The 20,640-nt window shown below is 58.3% G+C and carries 18 protein-coding genes; 12 read left to right on the top strand and 6 right to left on the bottom strand.

All coding sequences use genetic code 11. From position 1 onward, the window contains the following. Positions 1-70 precede the first annotated feature (70 nt). From QZ869_RS14305 to QZ869_RS14290, 4 genes are all read left to right on the top strand, one after another. Positions 71-1,855 (top strand): ABC transporter ATP-binding protein, encoded by a 1,785-nt coding sequence (locus QZ869_RS14305; RefSeq protein ID WP_296015946.1) that lies wholly within the window; start codon positions 71-73, stop codon positions 1,853-1,855. Positions 1,856-1,872: 17 nt separating this feature from the next. Beyond that, positions 1,873-2,700, top strand: a complete 828-nt coding sequence (gene dapB / locus QZ869_RS14300) for a 4-hydroxy-tetrahydrodipicolinate reductase (protein ID WP_296105580.1) — start codon at positions 1,873-1,875, stop codon at positions 2,698-2,700. Positions 2,701-2,717: 17 nt separating this feature from the next. Further along, the gene (locus QZ869_RS14295) at positions 2,718-3,353 is read left to right on the top strand and encodes a 2,3-bisphosphoglycerate-dependent phosphoglycerate mutase (protein WP_113178774.1); all 636 of its coding nucleotides are present in this window, start codon (positions 2,718-2,720) and stop codon (positions 3,351-3,353) included. A 79-nt stretch (positions 3,354-3,432) separates the two neighbouring features. Beyond that, complete coding sequence (locus QZ869_RS14290) at positions 3,433-4,422, top strand: Ldh family oxidoreductase (RefSeq protein ID WP_296040910.1); 990 nt, start codon at positions 3,433-3,435, stop codon at positions 4,420-4,422. A 24-nt stretch (positions 4,423-4,446) separates the two neighbouring features. Here QZ869_RS14290 and QZ869_RS14285 read toward each other — a convergent pair whose 3' ends face one another. Further along, complete coding sequence (locus tag QZ869_RS14285; protein ID WP_296105577.1) at positions 4,447-5,679, bottom strand: ROK family transcriptional regulator; 1,233 nt, start codon at positions 5,677-5,679, stop codon at positions 4,447-4,449. A 263-nt stretch (positions 5,680-5,942) separates the two neighbouring features. On the opposite strand from QZ869_RS14285, the gene QZ869_RS14280 reads away from it, so the two are divergent. The 3 genes from QZ869_RS14280 to QZ869_RS14270 all read left to right on the top strand — a co-directional run bounded on the left by QZ869_RS14280 (position 5,943) and on the right by QZ869_RS14270 (position 8,958). Then, a complete protein-coding gene (locus QZ869_RS14280; protein WP_296015934.1) occupies positions 5,943-6,965 on the top strand; it encodes a sugar ABC transporter substrate-binding protein in 1,023 nt (340 codons plus the stop codon). 134 nt (positions 6,966-7,099) lie between these two features. Then, entirely contained in the window at positions 7,100-8,164 is a 1,065-nt protein-coding gene (locus QZ869_RS14275) for an ABC transporter permease (RefSeq protein WP_296015932.1), read from the top strand. Then, the gene (locus tag QZ869_RS14270) at positions 8,164-8,958 is read left to right on the top strand and encodes an ATP-binding cassette domain-containing protein (protein ID WP_296015930.1); all 795 of its coding nucleotides are present in this window, start codon (positions 8,164-8,166) and stop codon (positions 8,956-8,958) included. Before QZ869_RS14275 ends, QZ869_RS14270 begins: the two co-directional genes overlap by 1 nt. Positions 8,959-9,208: 250 nt before the next feature. Here QZ869_RS14270 and QZ869_RS14265 read toward each other — a convergent pair whose 3' ends face one another. Beyond that, positions 9,209-10,318: an alpha/beta hydrolase gene (locus tag QZ869_RS14265; RefSeq protein ID WP_296015928.1), complete on the bottom strand. Its 1,110-nt coding sequence runs from the start codon at positions 10,316-10,318 to the stop codon at positions 9,209-9,211. Between the two features lie 193 nt (positions 10,319-10,511). Here QZ869_RS14265 and recF point away from each other — a divergent pair, with 193 nt between their 5' ends. The 3 genes from recF to QZ869_RS14250 are packed head-to-tail and all read left to right on the top strand — an operon-like array spanning position 10,512 to position 12,901. Next, positions 10,512-11,636 carry a DNA replication/repair protein RecF gene (recF, locus tag QZ869_RS14260; RefSeq protein ID WP_296040920.1) on the top strand — a complete coding sequence of 375 codons (1,125 nt, stop codon included), beginning with the start codon at positions 10,512-10,514 and terminating at the stop codon, positions 11,634-11,636. 36 nt (positions 11,637-11,672) lie between these two features. Beyond that, a complete protein-coding gene (locus QZ869_RS14255; protein ID WP_296105575.1) occupies positions 11,673-12,431 on the top strand; it encodes a molybdopterin-synthase adenylyltransferase MoeB in 759 nt (252 codons plus the stop codon). Next, the gene (locus tag QZ869_RS14250) at positions 12,428-12,901 is read left to right on the top strand and encodes a GNAT family N-acetyltransferase (protein ID WP_296105573.1); all 474 of its coding nucleotides are present in this window, start codon (positions 12,428-12,430) and stop codon (positions 12,899-12,901) included. Before QZ869_RS14255 ends, QZ869_RS14250 begins: the two co-directional genes overlap by 4 nt. Positions 12,902-13,005: 104 nt before the next feature. Here QZ869_RS14250 and QZ869_RS14245 read toward each other — a convergent pair whose 3' ends face one another. Further along, positions 13,006-14,010: a D-glycerate dehydrogenase gene (locus tag QZ869_RS14245; RefSeq protein ID WP_296101579.1), complete on the bottom strand. Its 1,005-nt coding sequence runs from the start codon at positions 14,008-14,010 to the stop codon at positions 13,006-13,008. Between the two features lie 180 nt (positions 14,011-14,190). Between QZ869_RS14245 and QZ869_RS14240 the strand changes: the two genes are divergently transcribed. Next, positions 14,191-14,727 carry an SH3 domain-containing protein gene (locus tag QZ869_RS14240; protein WP_296040930.1) on the top strand — a complete coding sequence of 179 codons (537 nt, stop codon included), beginning with the start codon at positions 14,191-14,193 and terminating at the stop codon, positions 14,725-14,727. A 56-nt stretch (positions 14,728-14,783) separates the two neighbouring features. Here the strand turns inward: QZ869_RS14240 and QZ869_RS14235 are convergent, their stop codons facing one another. Further along, entirely contained in the window at positions 14,784-15,776 is a 993-nt protein-coding gene (locus QZ869_RS14235) for an adenosine kinase (protein ID WP_296105571.1), read from the bottom strand. A gap of 343 nt (positions 15,777-16,119) precedes the next feature. On the opposite strand from QZ869_RS14235, the gene QZ869_RS14230 reads away from it, so the two are divergent. Further along, positions 16,120-17,064 carry an AEC family transporter gene (locus QZ869_RS14230; RefSeq protein WP_296105569.1) on the top strand — a complete coding sequence of 315 codons (945 nt, stop codon included), beginning with the start codon at positions 16,120-16,122 and terminating at the stop codon, positions 17,062-17,064. A gap of 37 nt (positions 17,065-17,101) precedes the next feature. On the opposite strand, the gene QZ869_RS14225 is transcribed toward QZ869_RS14230, so the two are convergent. Together QZ869_RS14225 and pnp are read right to left on the bottom strand one after the other, a co-directional pair. Beyond that, entirely contained in the window at positions 17,102-18,121 is a 1,020-nt protein-coding gene (locus QZ869_RS14225) for a class I SAM-dependent methyltransferase (RefSeq protein ID WP_296105567.1), read from the bottom strand. A gap of 173 nt (positions 18,122-18,294) precedes the next feature. After that, positions 18,295-20,439, bottom strand: coding sequence for a polyribonucleotide nucleotidyltransferase (pnp, locus tag QZ869_RS14220; protein WP_296105565.1), 2,145 nt, complete (start codon positions 20,437-20,439; stop codon positions 18,295-18,297). Between the last annotated feature and the right edge of the window lie 201 nt (positions 20,440-20,640).

The raw sequence follows: 20,640 nt of genomic DNA, 5'->3' as shown, positions 1-20,640 counted from the left end.
GGTCCAATGGATATAGACGCCGGTTGAAAAGGCGGCCCGGCTGCCGGAACATCAAAAGGTGGATGAGCGATTGAAAACCGCCAAGTCACGGGGTCCTGTGGACACCGACACGATTGCTGCAGTTCTGAAACGCGTTTTTGCAGAAAATGCGCGCGATCATATCAAGGGCTATGTGCTCGTCGTTTTTTGCCTGCTCATCGTGGCAGGATCGACCGCGTTCACCGCCTGGATCATGGATTCTATTATCAACGAGGCCTTCGTCAACAGACGCGCTGATCTGGCGTTCATGATCTGCGGCGCCATATTTATGGCTTTCTTCCTTCGGGGACTTGCGAGCTACTTTCAATCCGTTGCGCTCTCGAAAATTGGCAACAACATCGTCGCCCGCTATCAAAAGCGACTTTACTCGCATTTGATGACCCTTTCGGTCGGTTATTTGAGCGAATCCCGGTCCGCGCATCTCGCAGCCCAGGTCAGCCAGAACATTGGTGGCATTCGCGATGTCATGAACTTGACGGTCACGTCCGTGGCCCGGGATATGCTGACTTTCATCGCCCTGGTCGGCGTGATGATTTTCAAAGATCCCTTTCTGTCGATCATCATCGTGTTCATCGTGCCGCCGCTCGTCCTTGGCTTACGCTATATATCCAAACGACTTCGGGAAACGACCAAGGAAGCCATTATCCTCGGCAGTCGTGTGCTGGGGTCCATGCAAGAGACGCTTCAGGGCATCGCGATCGTCAAGGCTTTCACGATGGAAAAGCCGCTGGAAGAGCGTGTCTTCTCGACGATCGATGCCGCCGAAAGACGCTCCAATCGTATCGCCCGGCTGTCCGAGCGAACCGCGCCCCTGACGGAAACCATTGCCGGTATCGCCGTATCGAGCGTACTCGCCTACGCCGCCTACCGCGCAATCTACAACAATGTTCCTCCCGGGGCTTTCTTCGCCTTCGTGACGGCCCTTCTGCTGGCATATGATCCAGCGCGACGTCTCGCCCGCCTTCAGGTGTCGCTGGAGCGAGCCGTTGTGAATGCCAAAATGATCTATGAAATCCTCGACATGGAGCCGGTCCAAAGGGAAAAGCCGAACGCCGCTCCACTGAAGATCACAAATGCAACGGTGGAGTTGCGCGACGTCGTCTTCTCCTACAAGGATTCTGGACCAATACTCAAAGGCGTAAGCTTCATCGCCGAAGGCGGAAAAACGACGGCACTCGTCGGACCCTCTGGAGCCGGAAAGTCCACCATCATCAACCTTGTGCCGCGCTTCTATGATCCGACAGGCGGCGAGATTTTGATCGATGGGCAGAACATTGCAGACGTGACGACACGCTCGGTGCGCCTCAACCTCGCTTATGTATCGCAGCAACCCTATCTCTTCGAAGGTACCATCCGCGACAATATTCGCTATGGCCGCCCGGAAGCGACGGATGCGGAAATCGAAGAAGCAGCGAAGCTCGCCTTCGCGCATGACTTTATCCTGGCCCAGCCACTGGGTTACGATACGTCTGTCGGCGAAAACGGTATGACCCTGTCGGGGGGCCAACGTCAGCGCCTGTCGATTGCCCGCGCGCTGGTACGCAATGCGCCAATCCTTCTGCTTGATGAAGCGACCTCCGCCCTGGACACCGAATCGGAAGCCGTCGTGCAGAAGGCCTTGGATACAGCCATGACCGGACGCACCGTCATCGTCATTGCTCACCGTCTCTCCACCGTCGTCAAGGCCGACAAGATCGTGGTGATGAATGAAGGGCAAGTTGTCGAAGAAGGAACGCATGAGACGCTTGCGCGGCAGGAAAACGGTCTTTACGCTCGCCTCAATAATCTTCAGGCCACAGGCGTGCGCGGACTTTAAGAGTGTAGGGTGATGAAATGAGCGGCAACGACATGAAATTGGTGGTGGTCGGCGCCGCAGGCCGAATGGGGCAGACGCTGATCCGGCTCATACACGAGACACCGGGCGTAGCGCTCCATGCTGCCATCGAGCGCGAAGGCTCACCTTTCGTCGGACGCGATGCTGGAGAGCTTGCTGGACTTAGCCCAACCGGTGTTCCCGTCACCAGTGATGCACTCGCAGCCTTCGTCAATGCCGAAGGCGTGGTCGATTTCACCTCACCTGCGGCCAGCGTCGTCTTTTCCGGGCTCGCCGCCCAGGCTCGGATCGTCCATGTCATTGGGACAACAGGCTGCTCAGTCGAGGACGAAGAGAAGTTCAAGGCCGCCGCACGCCACGCTCGCATCGTCAAGTCCGGAAATATGAGCCTCGGCGTTAACCTCCTCTCCGTGCTGACGCGCCAGGCCGCCAAAGCACTCGGCCCACAGCACTGGGACATCGAGGTTCTAGAGATGCACCACAAGCACAAGGTCGACGCGCCATCCGGCACGGCGCTCCTGCTTGGCGAGGCCGCAGCTAAGGGTCGCAACATTGATCTGGCCGAACGCTCAGTCAGGGTGCGTGACGGCCATACGGGCGCGCGGGAAGCTGGCACCATCGGATTTGCGACTTTGCGCGGCGGCTCGGTCGTGGGCGATCACTCCGTGATCTTTGCTGGTGAAGGCGAGCAGTTGACCTTCTCGCACCACGCAGCAGACCGCACGATTTTCGGACGCGGCGCGATTGCGGCTGCCATTTGGGCCTTCGACAAGAAGCCAGGCTTCTATTCCATGCTGGACGTTCTCGGTCTGGCCGACAATCAATAAACAACTGGAGAGTATTTATGAGCGGAACCCTCGTCCTCGTTCGTCACGGTCAAAGTGACTGGAACCTCAAGAACCTCTTCACCGGCTGGCGTGACCCGGATCTGACGGAACTTGGCGTGCAGGAAGCCAATGCGGGCGGCAAGGCACTTGCCGATTACGGCATCAAGTTCGATGTCGCCTATACCTCTTCTCTCATCCGTGCGCAGAAGACCTGCCAGATCGTGCTAGACAATGTCGGCCAGTCCGGTCTTGAAACGATCCGAAACGAGGCGCTCAACGAGCGCGATTATGGCGATCTCTCCGGTCTCAACAAGGATGATGCTCGCGAAAAATGGGGGGAAGAGCAGGTGCATATCTGGCGCCGCTCCTACGACATTCCTCCGCCCGGTGGGGAAAGCCTGCGCGACACTGGCGCACGCGTATGGCCCTATTATCTGACGGAAATCCTTCCGCGCGTTCTCCGCGGCGAGAAGGTCCTGGTTGCTGCCCACGGCAATTCGCTGCGCTCGCTGGTGATGGTTCTCGACAAGCTGAGCAAGGAGGAGATTCTGAAGCTCAATCTGGCGACCGGCGTGCCGATGGTCTACAAGCTGAACGCTGATTCCACAGTTGCGTCCAAGGACGTGCTAGGCGACATGTCTGCCGCCCATTGAGTGATGCAGCGGGACCTTCGACCGTGGCGTCGAGGGTCTCGTCCCCCACCTTCCCTTCCTTCATGTCCAAGATCGAGCAATGAAATTCAGCATAGAGACGGCCGAAGATTTTGTTTCCTCAATCTTCGAAAGGAACAAGGTCTTGCCCAAAAACGCCCGATCGGTCGCGCGGGCGTTGGTCGCCGCAGAAGCCTGCGGCCAAGGCGGGCATGGTTTTCGCCGCATTCCTGTCTACGTCGCCCAACTTCATGTTGGGAAGGTCAACGGACAAGCCGTACCCAACGCCACGAAGGTCCGGCCCGCCGTCCTGTCGATCGATGCGGGCAATGGTTATGCTTATCCGGCTATTGATCTTGCCGTCGAACAACTTGTGCCCTTAGCGCGTGAACAGGGCATCGCACTAGCGGCAGTCGGGCGCTCGCATCATGCCGGCGTTATGGCTTTGACCGTTGAGCGACTGGCCGAACAAGGTCTCGTCGCCTTCATGGTGGCCAACGCACCAGCATCCATGGCGCCTTGGGGTGGCATCAAGCCGCTCTATGGCACCAACCCAATCGCCTTTGCAGCGCCGATCAAGGGCGCAGATCCTCTCGTGATCGACCTCGCCCTGTCGAAAGTCGCACGTGGAAAGATCATGGCCGCCCGCCAGAGAGGCACGGCCATCCCCGATGATTGGGCTCGCGATGCGAAAGGCCACCCCACCACAGATCCGAACGAAGCGATCAACGGCACGATGGTTCCAGCCGGCGAAGCCAAGGGGGCAGCACTTGCGCTGATGGTGGAAGTCATGGCCGCGGGCCTCACCGGCGGCAACTTCGGCTTTCAGGCATCGTCGCTTCTCGACGACACCGGCACCGCGCCCTCGCTCGGCCACACGATCATAGCCATCGACCCGACGATTGCAGGTAACGACGTTCTGGCCGAAAGGGTTTCCCTCATGGCGCACGAGATCGAGACCCAGGATAACGCCCGCTTACCAGGCCGGCGCAGTCAGGGAATTCGAAAGCAGTCACTGGAAAACGGAATCGTCATCGAAGACGACATCCTGCGCCAGATCCAAACGCTCTGACGTCATCGACAACCGGCGGCCGATTCACACTGAGGTTTCCTTGAACAAGACGTTCTGGTCGAGGAGATAGCGGGAAAAAAGTGGGAGGCTGGCCCCGCCGATGGCACGGGCCTGACTTCCAACAGCACCCTCGATAATATCCGGTACTGCTACGCCCTGAAGGTCGTGAGAGGTCAAGGCCGAACGCGTCGCCTGCACGATGCGCGAGCGCACCCAACCCGGAAAGCCGCCATCGATGATGACCGTGGAAAAATCGATGATGGAGGCGGCGGCTATCACCGCCTGCGCCAGCGCAGCGCCAGTGTTGCGAACCCATATTTCCAGCGGTTCACCGAAATCGATCCACTCATCGGTGGAGAACCAAAGCGGCTTGGGATCGATGCCTCTTGCTCGCAGCAGGTCTTCGAGAACGAAAATGGAGGCAATCTTGAGCAATTGCACCGTCTTCCCATCCTGCCCCTGAACCGGCAGGGGGCCTATCGATCCCGCCGATCCAGTTCGCCCCGAGAACAAGGCAGAATTCAAGACAACGCCGCCGCCAATGAAAGACCCGATGAAGACATAGAGAAAGTCCGGATAGGCTTGGCCGTTACCAAAGACCATTTCGGCACCGCAGGCGCTGGTGGCATCGTTTTGAAGGAAGACAGGATAGTCGATGGCATCGGCGACCTCCTGGCGCAGATCGATATCACGCCAGACGTCCATTTCGCCTTCCGGTGCGCCGACCTCCTTGGCCCAACTCCACAGCTCGAATGGCGCAGCTATACCCACGCCAGCAATTTTGTCGCGCTGCTTCTGGCCCAGTCTCGCCTCCATTTCGGCGATTCCTTCGGTAACGAAGGGTAAAATCCATTCCGGCATCGGATATGGATAGGTGTTACGCAGCTGCATCCGGATTTGCCCTACGAAATCCATCAGTACCAGATCGACGCTCCTACGGCCGATCTTGACACCGAAGGAATAGACCGAGTCCGGGTTGAGCCGCATCGGCGTCGAGGGCTGCCCCACGCGCCCTCGAAGAACTTCGCCTCTGATGAGCAGACCGTCCTTTTCCAGCGAGCGCATGATGACGGAGACTGTCTGGGCAGAGAGGCCGCTACGTCTTGCAATCTCGGCTTTCGAAAGGGCATTGTGTCGGCGCACCAAAGATAGCACCAACCTTTCATTATAGGCGCGAACCCGGACCTGATTGGCGCCACCGGCCAGATCGGTAATGCCCGCAGATGGCGTCTGCGGAATCTCCAGTGATCGCGACATCTCTCCTCCTCCCAACCGTGCGCAAGCTTTAGCGCGGTCGCTCCATTTTTAAAAGCTTCTACGACAGAGCGTCCGGTCTCCTCCCGTTCACTCCTCCATGACGTTCGGAAGAATGACAGAACGAATTAATAATTCAATTGGATTTATTTATTGACAGGCTGTTAATTTGGTGGTTCGATTGCAGTCAGTGGCGCCTGATCTAGGAGGAGAAGGGCCGCAGACCAGTCATCCAAATGGCTGTTTGTTTTCACTGGGAGGATCATATGAAAACAACCGTTTCCGCCTTTTTGGGCGCGCTCGCGCTCGGCGTTTCTTTTGCTTCGGTCGCATCGGCTGCAGATACTTCGGCCTGCCTTATCACAAAGACCGACACCAACCCATTCTTCGTCAAGATGAAGGAAGGCGCGACCGCCAAGGCTAAGGAACTGGGCGTGACGCTCAAGGCTTACGCTGGCAAAGTGGACGGCGACTCCGAAAGCCAGGTTGCAGCTATCGAGTCCTGCATTGCGGACGGCGCCAAGGGCATTCTGATCACCGCGTCTGACACCAAGGGCATCGTTCCGACTGTCAAGAAGGCACGCGATGCGGGCATCCTAGTGATCGCTCTTGACACGCCTCTCGACCCAATCAACTCTGCCGATGCAACATTCGCGACTGACAACCTGCTGGCTGGCAAGCTGATCGGCGAATGGGCCAAGGGCACGATGGGCGACAAAGCAAAGGATGCCAAGGTGGGCTTCCTCGATCTTACGCCTGACCAGCCAAGCGTCGACGTTCTTCGCGACCAGGGCTTCATGATCGGCTTCGGTATCGACCCCAAGGACCCCAACAAGATCGGCGACGAAAACGATCCACGCATCGTTGGCCACGACGTGACGAACGGCAATGAAGAAGGTGGTCGCAAGGCCATGGAAAACCTTCTCCAGAAAGACCCAGGCATCAACGTCATTCACACCATCAACGAGCCGGCTGCTGTCGGCGCCTACCAGGCTCTCAAGGCCGTGGGCATGGAAAAGAATGTTCTGATCGTTTCGGTTGACGGCGGTTGCCCAGGCGTGAAGTCGGTCGAAGAGGGCGTCATCGGAGCGACCTCGCAGCAGTATCCGCTGATGATGGCGGCTCTCGGCGTCGAGGCCATCAAGAAGTTTGCCGACTCCGGTGAAAAGCCGAAGCCAACCGAAGGCAAGTCCTTCTTCGACACCGGCGTTTCGCTGGTTACCGACAAGCCGGTTAAAGGTGTGCCTTCGATCAGCGTCAAGGAAGGCCTGGCGAAGTGCTGGGGCTGATGCCCTCAATCACCATCTGAAGAAGACGGCCGGGATTGCTCCCGGCCAACTTCACCGAAAACCATTCGCTTTCGTAATACCCGTCTGACATTTCGGCGCCGCGCATAGATGTTTGGCGAGCGGGAGGAGGAAACATGAGCGGAATTCAAGAATTCGAGCGCGTGCTGGACGGAAGCGACAAGAACGTCGCCTCTTTCGATCAGCAACGCGTTTCCGCGCTCAAACGCGCCCAGCACTTTCTACACTCGACACCGGCCGCCGTGCCACTCATCGTCCTGATCCTGTCGATTGCCATTTTCGGCCTGACGATCGGCGGACGATTCTTTTCATCTTACACTTTGACCCTTATTCTGCAGCAGATTGCGGTCGTCGGCATTCTCGGCTCGGCGCAGACGCTGGTCATTCTCACCGCCGGCATCGATCTTTCAATCGGCGTGGTGATGGTCATCTCCTCGGTCGTTATGGGCAATGTGGCGGTAACATACGGGCTGCCAACAGGAATCGCGGTGCTCGCAGGCTTCGTGGTCGGCGGGCTTTGCGGCCTTCTCAATGGCTTTCTTGTGGCCGTGGTCAAGCTGCCGCCCTTCATCGTCACTCTTGGTTCGTGGAATATCGTCATGGCGACGAATTTCATCTACTCCGCGAACGAGACAATCCGCGATGCGGATGTGCAGCAGGCCGCTCCGCTGCTGCAAATCTTCGCTACCAACTTCCGGATCGGTTCTGCCATTTTCACACTAGGCGTCATTGCCATGGTGGCTCTTGTCGCTCTGCTTTGGTACATATTGAACCATACGGCCTGGGGACGTCATGTCTACGCTGTCGGTGACGATCCAGAAGCAGCAAAATTGTCCGGCATTCAGACCCGTCGCGTTCTTCTCAGTGTTTACACCATCGCTGGCGTGATTGCAGCCTTTGCAGCATGGGTCGCCATCGGTCGTAACGGCTCTATCTCGCCGTCTGCTGCCGTCACCGACTACAACCTTCAGGCCATTACCGCGACGGTTATCGGTGGTATTTCGCTCTTCGGCGGGCGCGGCTCCATTCTCGGAACGCTTTTTGGCGCTATGCTCGTTGGTGTGGTCTCCATGGGCCTCAACATGCTCGGCGCAGACCCGCAGTGGAAGGTTATGTTGACCGGCTGGTTGATCATCGCCGCCGTCGCAGTGGATCAATGGATCAGAAAGGCAGCCGTCTGATGGCCCAGGATACGAACAGACAACCCATTCTTTCTGGTCATGGTCTCGTCAAGCGTTATGGGCGCGTGACCGCGCTGGACAATGCCGACTTCGATCTCTATCCGGGAGAAATCCTGGCGGTGATCGGTGACAACGGGGCAGGCAAGTCCTCGCTCATCAAGGCGCTCTCGGGAGCGATCCGCCCGGATGAAGGCGAGATCCGGCTGGAAGGCAAACCGGTTCAGTTCAAGACGCCGCTCGAGGCCCGCGATGCCGGTATCGAGACGGTCTATCAGAACCTCGCGCTTTCCCCGGCCCTGTCGATTACCGATAACATGTTTCTGGGACGAGAAATCCGCAAGCCGGGCATTCTCGGCTCGGTGTTCCGCAAGCTCGACAATGCGGCAATGGACAAGTTTGCCCGAGAGAAGCTGTCCGAACTTGGTTTGATGACCATTCAGAACATCAATCAGGCGGTCGAAACGCTCTCCGGCGGTCAGCGTCAGGGTGTGGCAGTGGCCAGAGCCGCAGCCTTCGGCTCCAAGGTCGTCATTCTGGACGAACCGACGGCGGCACTTGGCGTCAAGGAAAGCCGCCGCGTTCTGGAACTCATTCTAGAGGTGCGTAGCAGAGGCCTGCCGATCGTGCTCATCTCGCACAACATGCCGCATGTATTTGAGGTGGCCGACCGTATCCATATCCATCGTCTTGGTAGACGCCTGTGCGTCATCAATCCGAAGGAACATTCAATGTCGGATGCGGTGGCCTTCATGACGGGCGCCAAGGAACCGCCCCGCCAGGAGATTGCGGCGTAAGGCGCCAAACGTATGGCCTGGGATGATCTTACGAGATCCTCCAAGGAACCACCTTATTCGATCATCAGGATTGCCGACCCCTCGGGGTTGGCAATTTTACGTTTGCGAATGGCCACAACGCGCTGAGTGTTCGCGTATGAGGTCGCCTAGAGCATCGGCCAGACAACGGGTCTGTCGCGTGTCCAACGGACCGCACGGCGCTTGAAAGGTCAGAACCCAATCACAAAGGAACAGGTCGAAGGGCAATGTCCTAATTTGGATTGACGACCTTGCTTGCCAGCTGGAACGGACTTGAAACCGTCGCCCCGACGGCATCTAGAACGAAGGCTCCTGCACGGCCAAGATCGTTGCCGCCGCCACGCCGCTTTTCGTCGAGCTTCGGCAACAGAGCGGCGAGCGCGGCATACCGATCGTGGTTTAAACCGTCTGAGGAATCGAGTTCCGAGATATCTATGAATTGGACACCCTCGCGTTTAGCTGCCGTTCTGATCTTCGGATCATTCACGTCCAGTGCGCCAACCCGGTCTCTTTCACCAGCCAGGATGGACGCGGCCATCAAGGCCCGGTCGTCCTTGGACACGAGCACGGCGAGCGGCGGATTAAGGCGACCGACGACCTCGATCTGCTTGCGAAACACATCTGTGTCGATATCCGGTGCGGCAAGCACCACCTGAAGCTTGGCGATAACGTCGTTACGGCCTTTAAGGCGAAGCTCGCGCAAGGCCTCCATGACCAGCCACGCCCCCATGCTATGGCCGAAGACGATGACATTCTTGCGTGGCGATTTCTGCGCGAGATCGATCAAGAGGTCTGCCAGGGCATCGCGGGAATAGGTGGCCGCTTCCTTGTCCGCAACATATCCTGTGACATTCGCCATGGAGGGCCACGAAAAGACGACAGGTATACCGTTGATATCCGCATCCGCCGCCATCTGCGTCGCCCGGAAGAGTGCTTCCTGGTAGCTGTAATTATAGCCGTGGACGAAGAGGCCGACATCTTTACCGGAGGTGAGGATATCGGCGAGATCGCGCTTGAACGCGTCTTTCGGCAGCATGTCGCGATCTGTCACGACGAAGTTCTTCTGAGGATCGGACTTTCTGGAAGGCCACTCGATCTTGCCCTTCTGGTGATCCGGCGGAATGGAAATTTCAAAGCGCGCATAATTCGGCGTCTCGGCACGCCCGTCACCAAAGGCCAACGTTTTGCCCGGCTCGCGCTCACGCGTACTGACGACATAGGCCGTGATGCTCTTACCCGATGCCACCCTCGTATTGACGGCTTGCAATACTTCGGCGCCAGGCCGTGCGGCACATGACCCAAGCAGGCAAAGGGTGATAAGCAGAGAAACGAACCTGAGCATGAAAAATATCCGCTAAATTAGACAGGCATCGATAGCGAGAATTTCCGTGCCTGGCAATCGGACCGACGCGCACGTAAACGTAAGCGACATTTCGGTCGTAAGTTGGCCTGTAACCGGACGCTCTTTCAGTGAAAGTCGTTCCGAAACCGTTCGGGATACTGTAGGTCGTAGGCATGACGATTCTGGATATGGCATGACGGCCAAGGTTTTCCTGTCACGACTGAAGCTCACGGATTTCCGCAACTACGCGGAGGTATCCTTGCGGTTGGATGAACGCCATGTCGTGCTGACTGGCGATAACGGCTCCGGCAAGACGAACCTGCTGGAGGCCGTCTCGTTTCTCTCGCCAGGTCGGGGTTTGCGCCGCGCCGTTCTTTCCGATGTCACCCGTGTCGGCGCGGAGGGGACAGGATTCTCGGTGTTCGCCGATGTTTCCGGTATGGATGGGGATGTCGCGATCGGTACAGGCATCGAGGGAGATGACGAAACGCCATCTCGACGTCTGCGCCTCAACGGAACCTCGGTCAGATCCGTCGATGAATTGACCGATCACTTGCGGGTCCTTTGGCTGACCCCATCGATGGACGGGCTTTTCACCGGCTCTTCTTCGGATCGTCGCCGTTTCCTCGATCGCCTTGTTCTTTCCCTCGACCCGTCGCATGGACGGCGTGCCAGCGACTTCGAAAAGGCGATGCGCCAGCGCAACCGCCTTCTTTCCGACGGCCGCTTCGATCCGGTCTGGCTGGACGGAATCGAAAAACAGATGGCGGAACTCGGTATCGCCATGGCCGTGGCAAGGTCCGAAATGCTGGGGCTCTTGCGTGCGCTGATCGAAAGCCGCTCCGGCGACACCGGCTTTCCAAAAGCCATGCTGACTTTGTCAGGCTTTCTCGATGATGAGTTCCATCGACCGGCGGTGGACCTGGAGGATGAGTATTTCGCCACCTTGCGTGAGAACCGGTATCGGGACGCAGCAGCCGGGCGTACGCTGGACGGACCGCATCGCGCCGACCTTTTCGTGCGGCACGCTGAAAAGGACATGGACGCAGCACGCTGCTCCACTGGCGAACAGAAGGCCCTCCTCGTCGGTCTTGTTCTCGCGCATGCACAACTGACTGCCAATATGACCGGTCACGCTCCGGTGCTGCTTCTGGACGAGATTGCCGCGCATCTGGATGAAGGCCGTCGTGCCGCGCTTTTCGACCTCATCCACGCGCTTGGCGGCCAGAGTTTCATGACAGGGACGGATGCAGCAATGTTTTCGGCATTGCGGGATCGCGCACAGTTTTTCACCGTGTCGCATGGCAGCGTGTCATGATAGGGCTTCTCCTATTGACGTGCCGGAGACAGGAACATGGATGCTCTTAGCCCCGAGGAAATTGAACGCTACAAGCGACATATTCTTCTGCCGGAGATCGGCGGCATGGGGCAGCAGCGACTGAAGACAGCCAAGGTGCTGGTGATCGGCGCAGGCGGCCTCGGCGCGCCGGTGCTCTACTATCTTGCCGCAGCAGGCATAGGGACACTCGGCATTATCGACGATGATGTTGTCTCTTTGTCGAATCTTCAGAGACAGGTCATTCATGACACCGGCACGATCGGCGAGCTAAAAACCGAAAGCGCACGCCGCAGCATTTCCCGGCTCAATCCGCATGTGCGCACGCTGCATTTCGAAGAACGCTTTTCCCGTCTCTGGGCCCATGATCATCTGACGTCCTTCGATCTCGTCATTGACGGATCCGACAATTTCGATACCCGCTATGCGGCGGCCGATGCAGCCGAATCGGCAAAGGTGCCGCTAGTGACTGGCGCTGTCGGTCGGTTCGATGGCTCTGTCACGGTGCTGAAGCCCTATGCAGAAGGTCCAGACGGCACGTTACTGCCACGCTACCGCGATCTCTTTCCTGCGCCGCCGCCGGAGGGCCTTGTTCCATCATGCGCGGAAACCGGCATTATCGGCGCGCTGACGGGCGTCATTGGTACGACGATGGCCATGGAAGCCATCAAGATCATTACCGGAGCGGGAGAGCCACTGACTGGCCGACTGCTTCTCTATGACGCGCTCGCCGCCCGCTTCGACACCATTCGCTACAAGAGGCGCCAGGCAGCATGACAAAGATTGTTCGAATCGACGAAAACTTCAACCGCGTAGAGGAATTGCTGGCGCTGATCATGTCGTCATTCGCCAGTATGGACGGCGTGATCGATCCGCCTTCCTCGGCGCATCGGCTGACACCTGATAATCTGCGTCAAAAGATCGGCCAAGAAAGTGCATTCGTCGCTTTCGACGGGGACCAAATGCTCGGATGCATTTTCTGCAAACCGGAAACAAACTCGCTCTATATCGGCAAGCTTGCCGTGTCTCCCGCCGCCCAAGGTCGCGGCATCGGTCGCGCCTTGCTAAGCGCAGCTGAGGATTTGGCGCGTCAGCTGTCGCTGCCAAGTCTTCGTTTGGAAACTCGCATCGAACTCGTCAACAATCACCGGCAGTTCACGTCATGGGGTTTCAGCAAGACAGCCGAGAATTCGCACGACGGATATGATCGTGTGACGTCAATCGAAATGACGAAGCGTCTGGCTTGATCGCACCCTGCCGGGCAAAAGCACTGGGCGATTTTTCAACAACGACATGCGACAAAACCAAGACCTTAAGCGTAGGGAGCGGATATCAAAGATCGCGCCACGCTTCAGGCCCTGCCCGGCAGCACCCGGTTCGGCGGCCTGTGACCATCATAAAATGCGCGGATGTTGATGATGACCTTGTCGCCCATGTCGATGCGGCCTTCGATCGTGGCCGAACTCATATGCGGCAAGAGCACCACCCTGCCCTCCTTGGCGAGTTTGATGAGCTTTGGGTTGACGGCGGGCTCGTTCTCAAACACGTCGAGACCCGCACCGGCAATCTTTCCCTGACGCAGGCACTCGATCATCGCCGCTTCATCGATGATATCGCCGCGCGCCGTGTTGACGATATAGCTCGTCGGCTGCATCAGCGCGAGGCGCCGAGCCGAGATCAGATGATAGGTGGCAGGCGTCGACGGGCAGTTGACGGAGACGATGTCGACGCGCGCCAGCATCTGGTCGAGACTATCCCAATAGGTCGCTTCAAGCTCCGCTTCGGTCGCCGGGCTGACACGCTTGCGATTATGATAATGGATCGATAGCCCGAAGGCCTTGGCGCGGCGGGCAACGGCAGTACCGATGCGGCCCATGCCGACGATGCCGATACGCTTGCCCGACAGTCGGCGACCCAGCATCCAGGTCGGCGACCAGCCGCGCCAGTCATCCGATCCGTTGGCAAGCACCCGTGTGCCTTCGACAAGGCGGCGCGGAACGGCAAGCACAAGCGCCATCGTCATGTCCGCGCTGTCTTCCGTCAACACGTTCGGCGTATTGGTAACGGTTATGCCCTTGCGTGCCGCCGCGTCCACGTCGATATGATCGATACCGTTCGAAAAACTCGCGATCAATTTCAGTTGAGGACCAGCCTGCTCGATCATGGACGCGGTGATGCGATCGGTCACCGTCGGAACCAGAACGTCAACACGCTGCATGGCCGCTAGAAGCTCCGCCTCTGTGCGTGGCGCATCTTCAATATTCAATTCAGCCTCGAACAGTTCCCGCATGCGGGTCTCGACCAGATCCGGCAGTTTTCGGGTCAAATAGACGGTCGGTCTCTTCTTGTTCGTCATAGTCTGCAGGCACCTTGTTCAGAGGTCGTTAACCAGAAAGAGCGATAATTTGTTCAGCAAGGGCGTTTCTACCAGACCCACCGGCGAAGACAAACAAATCTCGCATGTTGTTCCTTCGGCGATAGGACTGGGGTGCCCATCAAACGTCATTCTCTTGTTTCACGGAAACGGTCAAACGACATGCGTAGCTTTGTCTCCATCCTCTGCATTGCATTGTCATTGGGTTTTCTTCACGCCACCGTCTCACCAGCACTTGCTCAGGGCGCTGCAAAGGGTGCCAGCGGCCTGCCACTACCGCGTTTTGTCAGCCTGAAATCAAAGCGCGTTAACATGCGCATCGGACCAAGCACGGACTATGCCGTCTCCTGGATGTATATGAAGTCCGGGATGCCGGTGGAAATCATTCAGGAATATGAAAATTGGCGCCGCATCCGCGATGCGGACGGCACCGAGGGCTGGGTGAATCAGGCGCTGCTCTCTGGCGAGAGAACCGCTGTCGCCGCTCCATGGATGCGCGGCAAGGGCAAGGACGTTTATGTCAATATGCGCCGTGAACCTCAGTCGAGCGCTTCTGTAGTGGCAAAGCTGGAGCCTGGCGTCCAGATCCGCATCGGCGAATGCAATGGCGATTGGTGCAAGGCGGAAGCCGATCACGTGGGCGGCTGGGTTTCGCAAGGCGAAATCTGGGGCGCCTATCCGGGCGAAGCGTTCAAATAAACGGCCATCCCCGCGCGCCTTGGAACCGGCGCACGGAGATCATTGTCATCGAATAATCAAAGAAGCCCGTGCTTCTCGGCCAGCGCCTTCAGCGACGACATGGGACGCGGTCCGATCTGCTGTATGACGGCAGCGGCTGCAAGGCAGCCGAGCTTGCCGCTATCTTCCAGTGTACGCCCCTGCGTGTAGCCAAAAAGGAACCCGGAGGCGAAAAGATCGCCGGCGCCCGTCGTGTCGACGACATCGAAAACCGGATAGGCATCGACCTTCACCCGCTCGGAACCGCGCACAATCACAGCGCCCTCTTCGCTCATCGTCACGGCTGCGATCTTGCAGTCCTGTGCGATCTTGGTCAGCGCCAGATCGAAGTCTTCGGTTTCATAGAGCGACAGCGCTTCCTGCTTGTTGGCAAAGACGATATCGACTGTCCCCGAGCGCATCAGATCGAGGAACTCGTCGCGGTAGCGGCCGACGCAGAAACTATCGGACAGCGTCATGGAGACTTCGCGACCGTTTTCATGGGCGATGCGGGCGCAATCACGGATCGCGTCCTTGGCGCGCGGCGGGTCCCAGAGATAGCCTTCGAAGTAGGTGACCTTCGATTGTGCAACGATCTCAGGTTCCACGTCTTCGGGTCCAAGCTCGACGCAGGCGCCAAGATAGGTGTTCATGGAGCGCTCACCGTCTTCGGTGACGAAGATCATCGAGCGAGCGGTGGGTGGAAAGGTGCCGCGTGGCTTGGTCTCGAAATAGACACCCTGGGCGCGGATATCGTGCTGGAATATTTCGCCGAGCTGATCTTCGGCGACCTTGCCGAAATAGGCTGCAGGTGCTCCGAAATTGGCAATACCTGCCGCCGTGTTGCCCGCACTTCCGCCGGAGGCTTCCAACGCCGGACCCATGAGCGAGTAGAGCAGTTCCGCGCGCTCGGCATCGATCAGGTTCATCGCGCCCTTGGTGATGGCGTTGTCGATGAGAAAGCTGTCATCGCAGCGGGAAATGATATCCACGATGGCGTTGCCAACGGTCAGTACGTCGAATTTTGTCATGAGCCTCTTGTCCGAGCCGCACCGACCCGGTGCGTTATCCGGAACTCGGTCTTAAAGATTTCTGCCGACAAGAAAAGAGAAAAGGCGACTGCGCCTTGCAAGCTCATCCTCGACCGATCTTCCCGCGTCATTTGCATGTCATAAAGTGCTGGTAGACCATTACTCGTTCCCGACACGGATGTACTGCCGGGGATGACAGGCTGAAGCGGGGACGATCCCCGCTTTTTCCGTTTTCATGGGACCGCTGTGGTTTCCAACCCCGGCCAGAAAACGGTATCGGACGATCCCCCTTTCCTGTACAGGGTTGAGACATTCCGCAGAGTGCTCGTGAAAGCCCGTCTCCATGTATGCTGTTGCCCTGAATGTCGCGCCGATCTTCCTGCTTATTCTGATCGGGTGGCTGACGGTGAAGGCGAGGCTGTTCAAGGCCGAGGCGAGCGATGTACTGAGCGACTTCGTCTTCAAGATTGCCGTGCCAACGCTGATCTTCCGTACGCTGGCCGAAGCCGATTTTCATGGCGCTTCGCCTTTCAAGCTCTGGATCACCTACTTCGCCGGCGTAGCCATCACCTGGGCTGCGGGTCAGCTTGTGACGACATACATCTTCAAGCAGGACCTGCGCGTTAGCGTCATTGCCGGCATATCCTCGGCTTTCGCCAACAATATTTTCATTGGCCTTCCGCTCGTCGGGCGTTCCGTCGGCAATGACGGCATTGTTGCAATTTCAATCCTGCTGGTCATCCATCTTCCCATCATGATGATTGCCGGAACGATCCTGATGGAAAATGCGACACACAAGGTGGTGGGCGGTGAAAGGCGAAGTGCGTTCACTGTCTTGAAGCAGGTGGGGCGAAACCTCGCGACCAACCCTCTGGTCATCGCCCTTCTGCTTGGACTTTGCTTCAATATGATCGGAGCATCAATGCCGGCCGTGTTTACGACGGTCATCGATCAGATCGCCGCCATGGCTGGACCTGCGGCGCTTATTTCGCTTGGCATGGCGCTGACCAAATACCCGGTGCGCGGCAATCTGCACATCTCGGCGACGATTACCGCCTTCAAGCTCTTGCTTCTACCGGCTTGCGTCTGGGCGATGGCGCATCTGCTCGGTCTCAGTCCCGCGTGGACATCGGCACTGGTACTGACATCCTGCGTTCCGACCGGTATCAATTCCTGGCTGCTCGCCAACCGCTTCGGGATCGGACACAGTATCGCCGCGTCGACCATCAGCATCTCGACGCTCTTTGGCGTGTTGACCGTATCTCTCTGGGCGTGGCTGCTGAGTTGAGGCCGCAGATAAACCGCAGCCTCATTCTCAAAAATGATTACTTCTGGGCGCTCAAAATCTTGAAGCGGGCGTTTCGGCAGACTTCCTCGCTCTTGCGGAACTCGCTGGCGAGCACCGGCTCATAAGGCAGGCCGCGATTGGCAACCATCAGCAGCTTGCCGCCGCTGCGCAATGCTGTCGCTGCTGCCTTGATCAGCGCCTGGCCGAGCGCTGGCTCTGCCGCCTGACCGGCCGCATGGAAGGGTGGGTTCATGATGATAAGGTCGTATTTTTCCTTCGGCGGCTCTGCGGCCAGGTCCTGCCAGAAGAAACGTGCCGTCAGCCGCGGGCAGTTTTCCAGGAGATTGGTCTTGGCAAATTCAAGCGCGTTGTAATCGGCCTCGAACAGATCAATGCGCGCCGTGCGTGGCGACTTCTCGGCCAGCATGACCGAGAGGTAACCCCACCCCGCGCCAAAATCGGCGGCATTGCCGTCGAAATCGGTCGGCATGCGTGAAACGAGCAGTTCGGAACCGTCGTCCACGCGATCATGGGAAAACATGCCAGGCATGGCGGTAAAACGGTTGTCGATGGTGACAGGTTTCTGCTCCAGCCTGGCAACAGCAGCCGAGACATCGTCCGGTCGTGCAAACCAGATGGCGACGCCGTGATATTTCGGCGTCGATTCCGCTTCGATGCCGAGCTTTGCCAGCGTCTTGCGCAAGGTGACGATACCGTCTTCCTTGGCGCCTGCGGCCAGGATCACGCCGCCCGCCTTCACGCGCTTCAAGGCTTCCGCCATGCGGTTCTCGTTTTCGCCGCGGTGCTTGCCGCACAGGATCATGGCCGCGTCATAGTCCTCTCCGGAGATTTCCGGCGTGACCTCGGAACCATGCGCTTGCAACGCGCGATAAAGAGGACGAAAGCCCTGAACCGCTACAATCTCAGAATCGAAACCCTCCAGGCGCGGCGCTCCCGCTTCTGCGCCCAGAAACAGCACGCGCTCACCGGCTTTCGGCGCTGGCAGCATATCGGCAGCGAAGGGATGGAACAGGGTTTTGACTGCGTCACGGCTCATCGGGAGCATCCTCAAGAACATGTACCGGAAAAGCGCCTAGCGTCTTTGCGTCGGGACAATGCGTTCAACAACAATGGAGCAGCTTCACGTTTTAAACGTAGCAACGCTGCTCGGAAAATAGAAAAAAGGCGCGGGAGAGATCCCGCGCCCCGATAGGAATAAGCGCCTACGCCTTACTCGGCAGCAGCGTCGCCTTCAGCCTTCTTCTCCGCAACGATTTCCTTGCCGGTTGACTGGTCAACGATCTTCATCGACAGACGAACCTTGCCGCGCTCATCAAAGCCCATCAGCTTGACCCAGACCTTGTCGCCTTCCTTGACGACGTCGGAGGTCTTGGCAACGCGCTCGGAAGCCAGCTGCGAAATGTGAACGAGACCGTCACGTGCGCCGAAGAAGTTGACGAATGCGCCGAAGTCGGCGGTCTTGACGACCGTGCCTTCGTAGATCTGGCCAACTTCAGGCTCGGCCACGATGGAGTGGATCCACTTGCGGGCCGCTTCGATTTCCTTGCCGGAAGAGGAAGCGATCTTGACGGTGCCGTCATCTTCGATGTTGATCTTCGCGCCGGTCTTTTCGACGATTTCGCGAATGACCTTGCCGCCGGAGCCGATGACTTCACGGATCTTGTCGACCGGAATGTTCATGACTTCGATGCGCGGAGCAAATTCGCCAAGCTGACCACGGCTCTCGGTGATGGCATTGGCCATCTCGTTGAGGATGTGCTTGCGGCCACCCTGCGCCTGGTCAAGAGCAACCTTCATGATCTCTTCGGTGATACCGGCGATCTTGATGTCCATCTGCAGCGAGGTGATGCCATCTGCCGTACCGGCAACCTTGAAGTCCATGTCGCCGAGGTGATCTTCGTCACCCAGGATGTCCGACAGAACGGCAAAGCGCTCGCCTTCCAGGATCAGGCCCATGGCGATACCGGCAACCGGCTTTGCCAGCGGAACGCCGGCATCCATCAGAGCAAGCGACGTGCCGCAGACGGTTGCCATGGAGGACGAACCGTTGGACTCGGTGATTTCCGATACGACGCGCAGCGTGTAGGGGAACTGCTCAGCAGAAGGCAGCATCGGACGGATTGCGCGCCAAGCGAGCTTGCCGTGACCGATTTCGCGACGGCCCGGGGAACCCATGCGGCCCGTTTCACCGACCGAGTAGGGCGGGAAGTTGTAGTGCAGCAGGAAGCGTTCCTTGTACATGCCGGTCAGGCTGTCGACATACTGCTCGTCTTCGCCGGTGCCGAGCGTGGCAACGACGATTGCCTGCGTTTCACCACGGGTGAAGAGTGCCGAACCATGGGTGCGCGGCAGTAGGCCAACTTCCGACACGATCGGGCGAACCGTGGAGAGATCGCGACCGTCGATACGGCTCTTGGTGTCGAGAATGTTCCAACGAACAATCTTGGCCTGCAGGTGCTTGAACACAGCGCCAACTTCTTCAGCCGAATACTTGGCTTCGCCTTCTTCCGGCAGGAAGTGCGCCTTGACCTTCGTCTTGACGGCGTCGACAGCAGCGTAACGGGCAGCCTTTTCGGTGATCTTGTAGGCGTCGCGCAGTTCAGCTTCGGCAAGGCCGAGCATTTCGGTTTCGAGAGCCGAGAAATCTTCCGGCTCGAATTCGCGTGGTTCCTTGGCAGCCACTTCAGCGAGCTTGATGATCGCGTCGATGACTGGCTGGAAGCCACGGTGACCGAACATGACGGCGCCGAGCATGACGTCTTCGTTCAGTTCCTTGGCTTCGGATTCGACCATCAGGACGGCGTCCTGCGTACCGGCAACGACGAGGTCGAGAACAGATTCGTCCATCTCGTCGAGATGCGGGTTCAGAACATATTCGCCGTTGATGTAACCGACGCGCGCGCCGCCAACCGGGCCCATGAAGGGAACGCCTGAAAGCGTCAGCGCAGCAGAGGTCGCGATCATGGACAGGATGTCCGGGTTGTTTTCCAGATCGTGCTGGATAACGGTAACGACGACCTGGGTGTCGTTCTTGTAGCCTTCAGGGAAGAGCGGGCGGATCGGGCGGTCGATCAGGCGGGAAACGAGGGTTTCGTTTTCGCTCGGACGGCCTTCACGCTTGAAGTAGCCACCGGGGATCTTGCCGGCTGCGTAGGTCTTTTCCTGGTAGTTGACCGTCAGCGGGAAGAAGTCCTGACCCGGCTTCGGGGACTTTGCAGAAACGACGGTCGCGAGAACCATGGTTTCGCCGTAGGTTGCGATGACGGCGCCGTCAGCCTGACGAGCAACCTTGCCCGTTTCCAGCTTCAGCGGGCGGCCTGCCCATTCGATTTCCACGGAGTGTTGATTGAACATATCTTGTCCTTCTTGTCGCCACGGCTCCACCATTGAAGCAGCGGCTTCGACACATCACGGGCAAGACAGCGGGAAGCTTTGGTGTGAGTGCCGACTACGGTGGCACAAGCGTCCTGCAATCCTGCCCCATGACAGGTCTTCGGTTGGTTCAGACGGTTCCGGCCCATCCGGTCCGTCTTCATGATCCAGCAACTGCCGGAT

Origin of the sequence: uncultured Agrobacterium sp., from assembly GCF_913777885.1 — a bacterium.
In the GTDB taxonomy this organism is placed as follows: Bacteria; Pseudomonadota; Alphaproteobacteria; order Rhizobiales; family Rhizobiaceae; genus Agrobacterium.
This window is presented reverse-complemented; position numbering and strand designations above follow the sequence as displayed.

Bases quoted from the DNA above. Each gene is read 5' to 3' on its own strand.
- dapB (WP_296105580.1), top strand. From the start codon at position 1,873: ATGAGCGGCAACGACATGAAATTGGTGGTGGTCGGCGCCGCAGGCCGA.
- QZ869_RS14295 (WP_113178774.1), top strand. From the start codon at position 2,718: ATGAGCGGAACCCTCGTCCTCGTTCGTCACGGTCAAAGTGACTGGAAC.
- QZ869_RS14290 (WP_296040910.1), top strand. From the start codon at position 3,433: ATGAAATTCAGCATAGAGACGGCCGAAGATTTTGTTTCCTCAATCTTC.
- QZ869_RS14285 (WP_296105577.1), bottom strand. From the start codon at position 5,679: ATGTCGCGATCACTGGAGATTCCGCAGACGCCATCTGCGGGCATTACC.
- QZ869_RS14280 (WP_296015934.1), top strand. From the start codon at position 5,943: ATGAAAACAACCGTTTCCGCCTTTTTGGGCGCGCTCGCGCTCGGCGTT.
- QZ869_RS14275 (WP_296015932.1), top strand. From the start codon at position 7,100: ATGAGCGGAATTCAAGAATTCGAGCGCGTGCTGGACGGAAGCGACAAG.
- QZ869_RS14270 (WP_296015930.1), top strand. From the start codon at position 8,164: ATGGCCCAGGATACGAACAGACAACCCATTCTTTCTGGTCATGGTCTC.
- QZ869_RS14265 (WP_296015928.1), bottom strand. From the start codon at position 10,318: ATGCTCAGGTTCGTTTCTCTGCTTATCACCCTTTGCCTGCTTGGGTCA.
- recF (WP_296040920.1), top strand. From the start codon at position 10,512: ATGACGGCCAAGGTTTTCCTGTCACGACTGAAGCTCACGGATTTCCGC.
- QZ869_RS14255 (WP_296105575.1), top strand. From the start codon at position 11,673: ATGGATGCTCTTAGCCCCGAGGAAATTGAACGCTACAAGCGACATATT.
- QZ869_RS14250 (WP_296105573.1), top strand. From the start codon at position 12,428: ATGACAAAGATTGTTCGAATCGACGAAAACTTCAACCGCGTAGAGGAA.
- QZ869_RS14245 (WP_296101579.1), bottom strand. From the start codon at position 14,010: ATGACGAACAAGAAGAGACCGACCGTCTATTTGACCCGAAAACTGCCG.
- QZ869_RS14240 (WP_296040930.1), top strand. From the start codon at position 14,191: ATGCGTAGCTTTGTCTCCATCCTCTGCATTGCATTGTCATTGGGTTTT.
- QZ869_RS14235 (WP_296105571.1), bottom strand. From the start codon at position 15,776: ATGACAAAATTCGACGTACTGACCGTTGGCAACGCCATCGTGGATATC.
- QZ869_RS14230 (WP_296105569.1), top strand. From the start codon at position 16,120: ATGTATGCTGTTGCCCTGAATGTCGCGCCGATCTTCCTGCTTATTCTG.
- QZ869_RS14225 (WP_296105567.1), bottom strand. From the start codon at position 18,121: ATGAGCCGTGACGCAGTCAAAACCCTGTTCCATCCCTTCGCTGCCGAT.
- pnp (WP_296105565.1), bottom strand. From the start codon at position 20,439: ATGTTCAATCAACACTCCGTGGAAATCGAATGGGCAGGCCGCCCGCTG.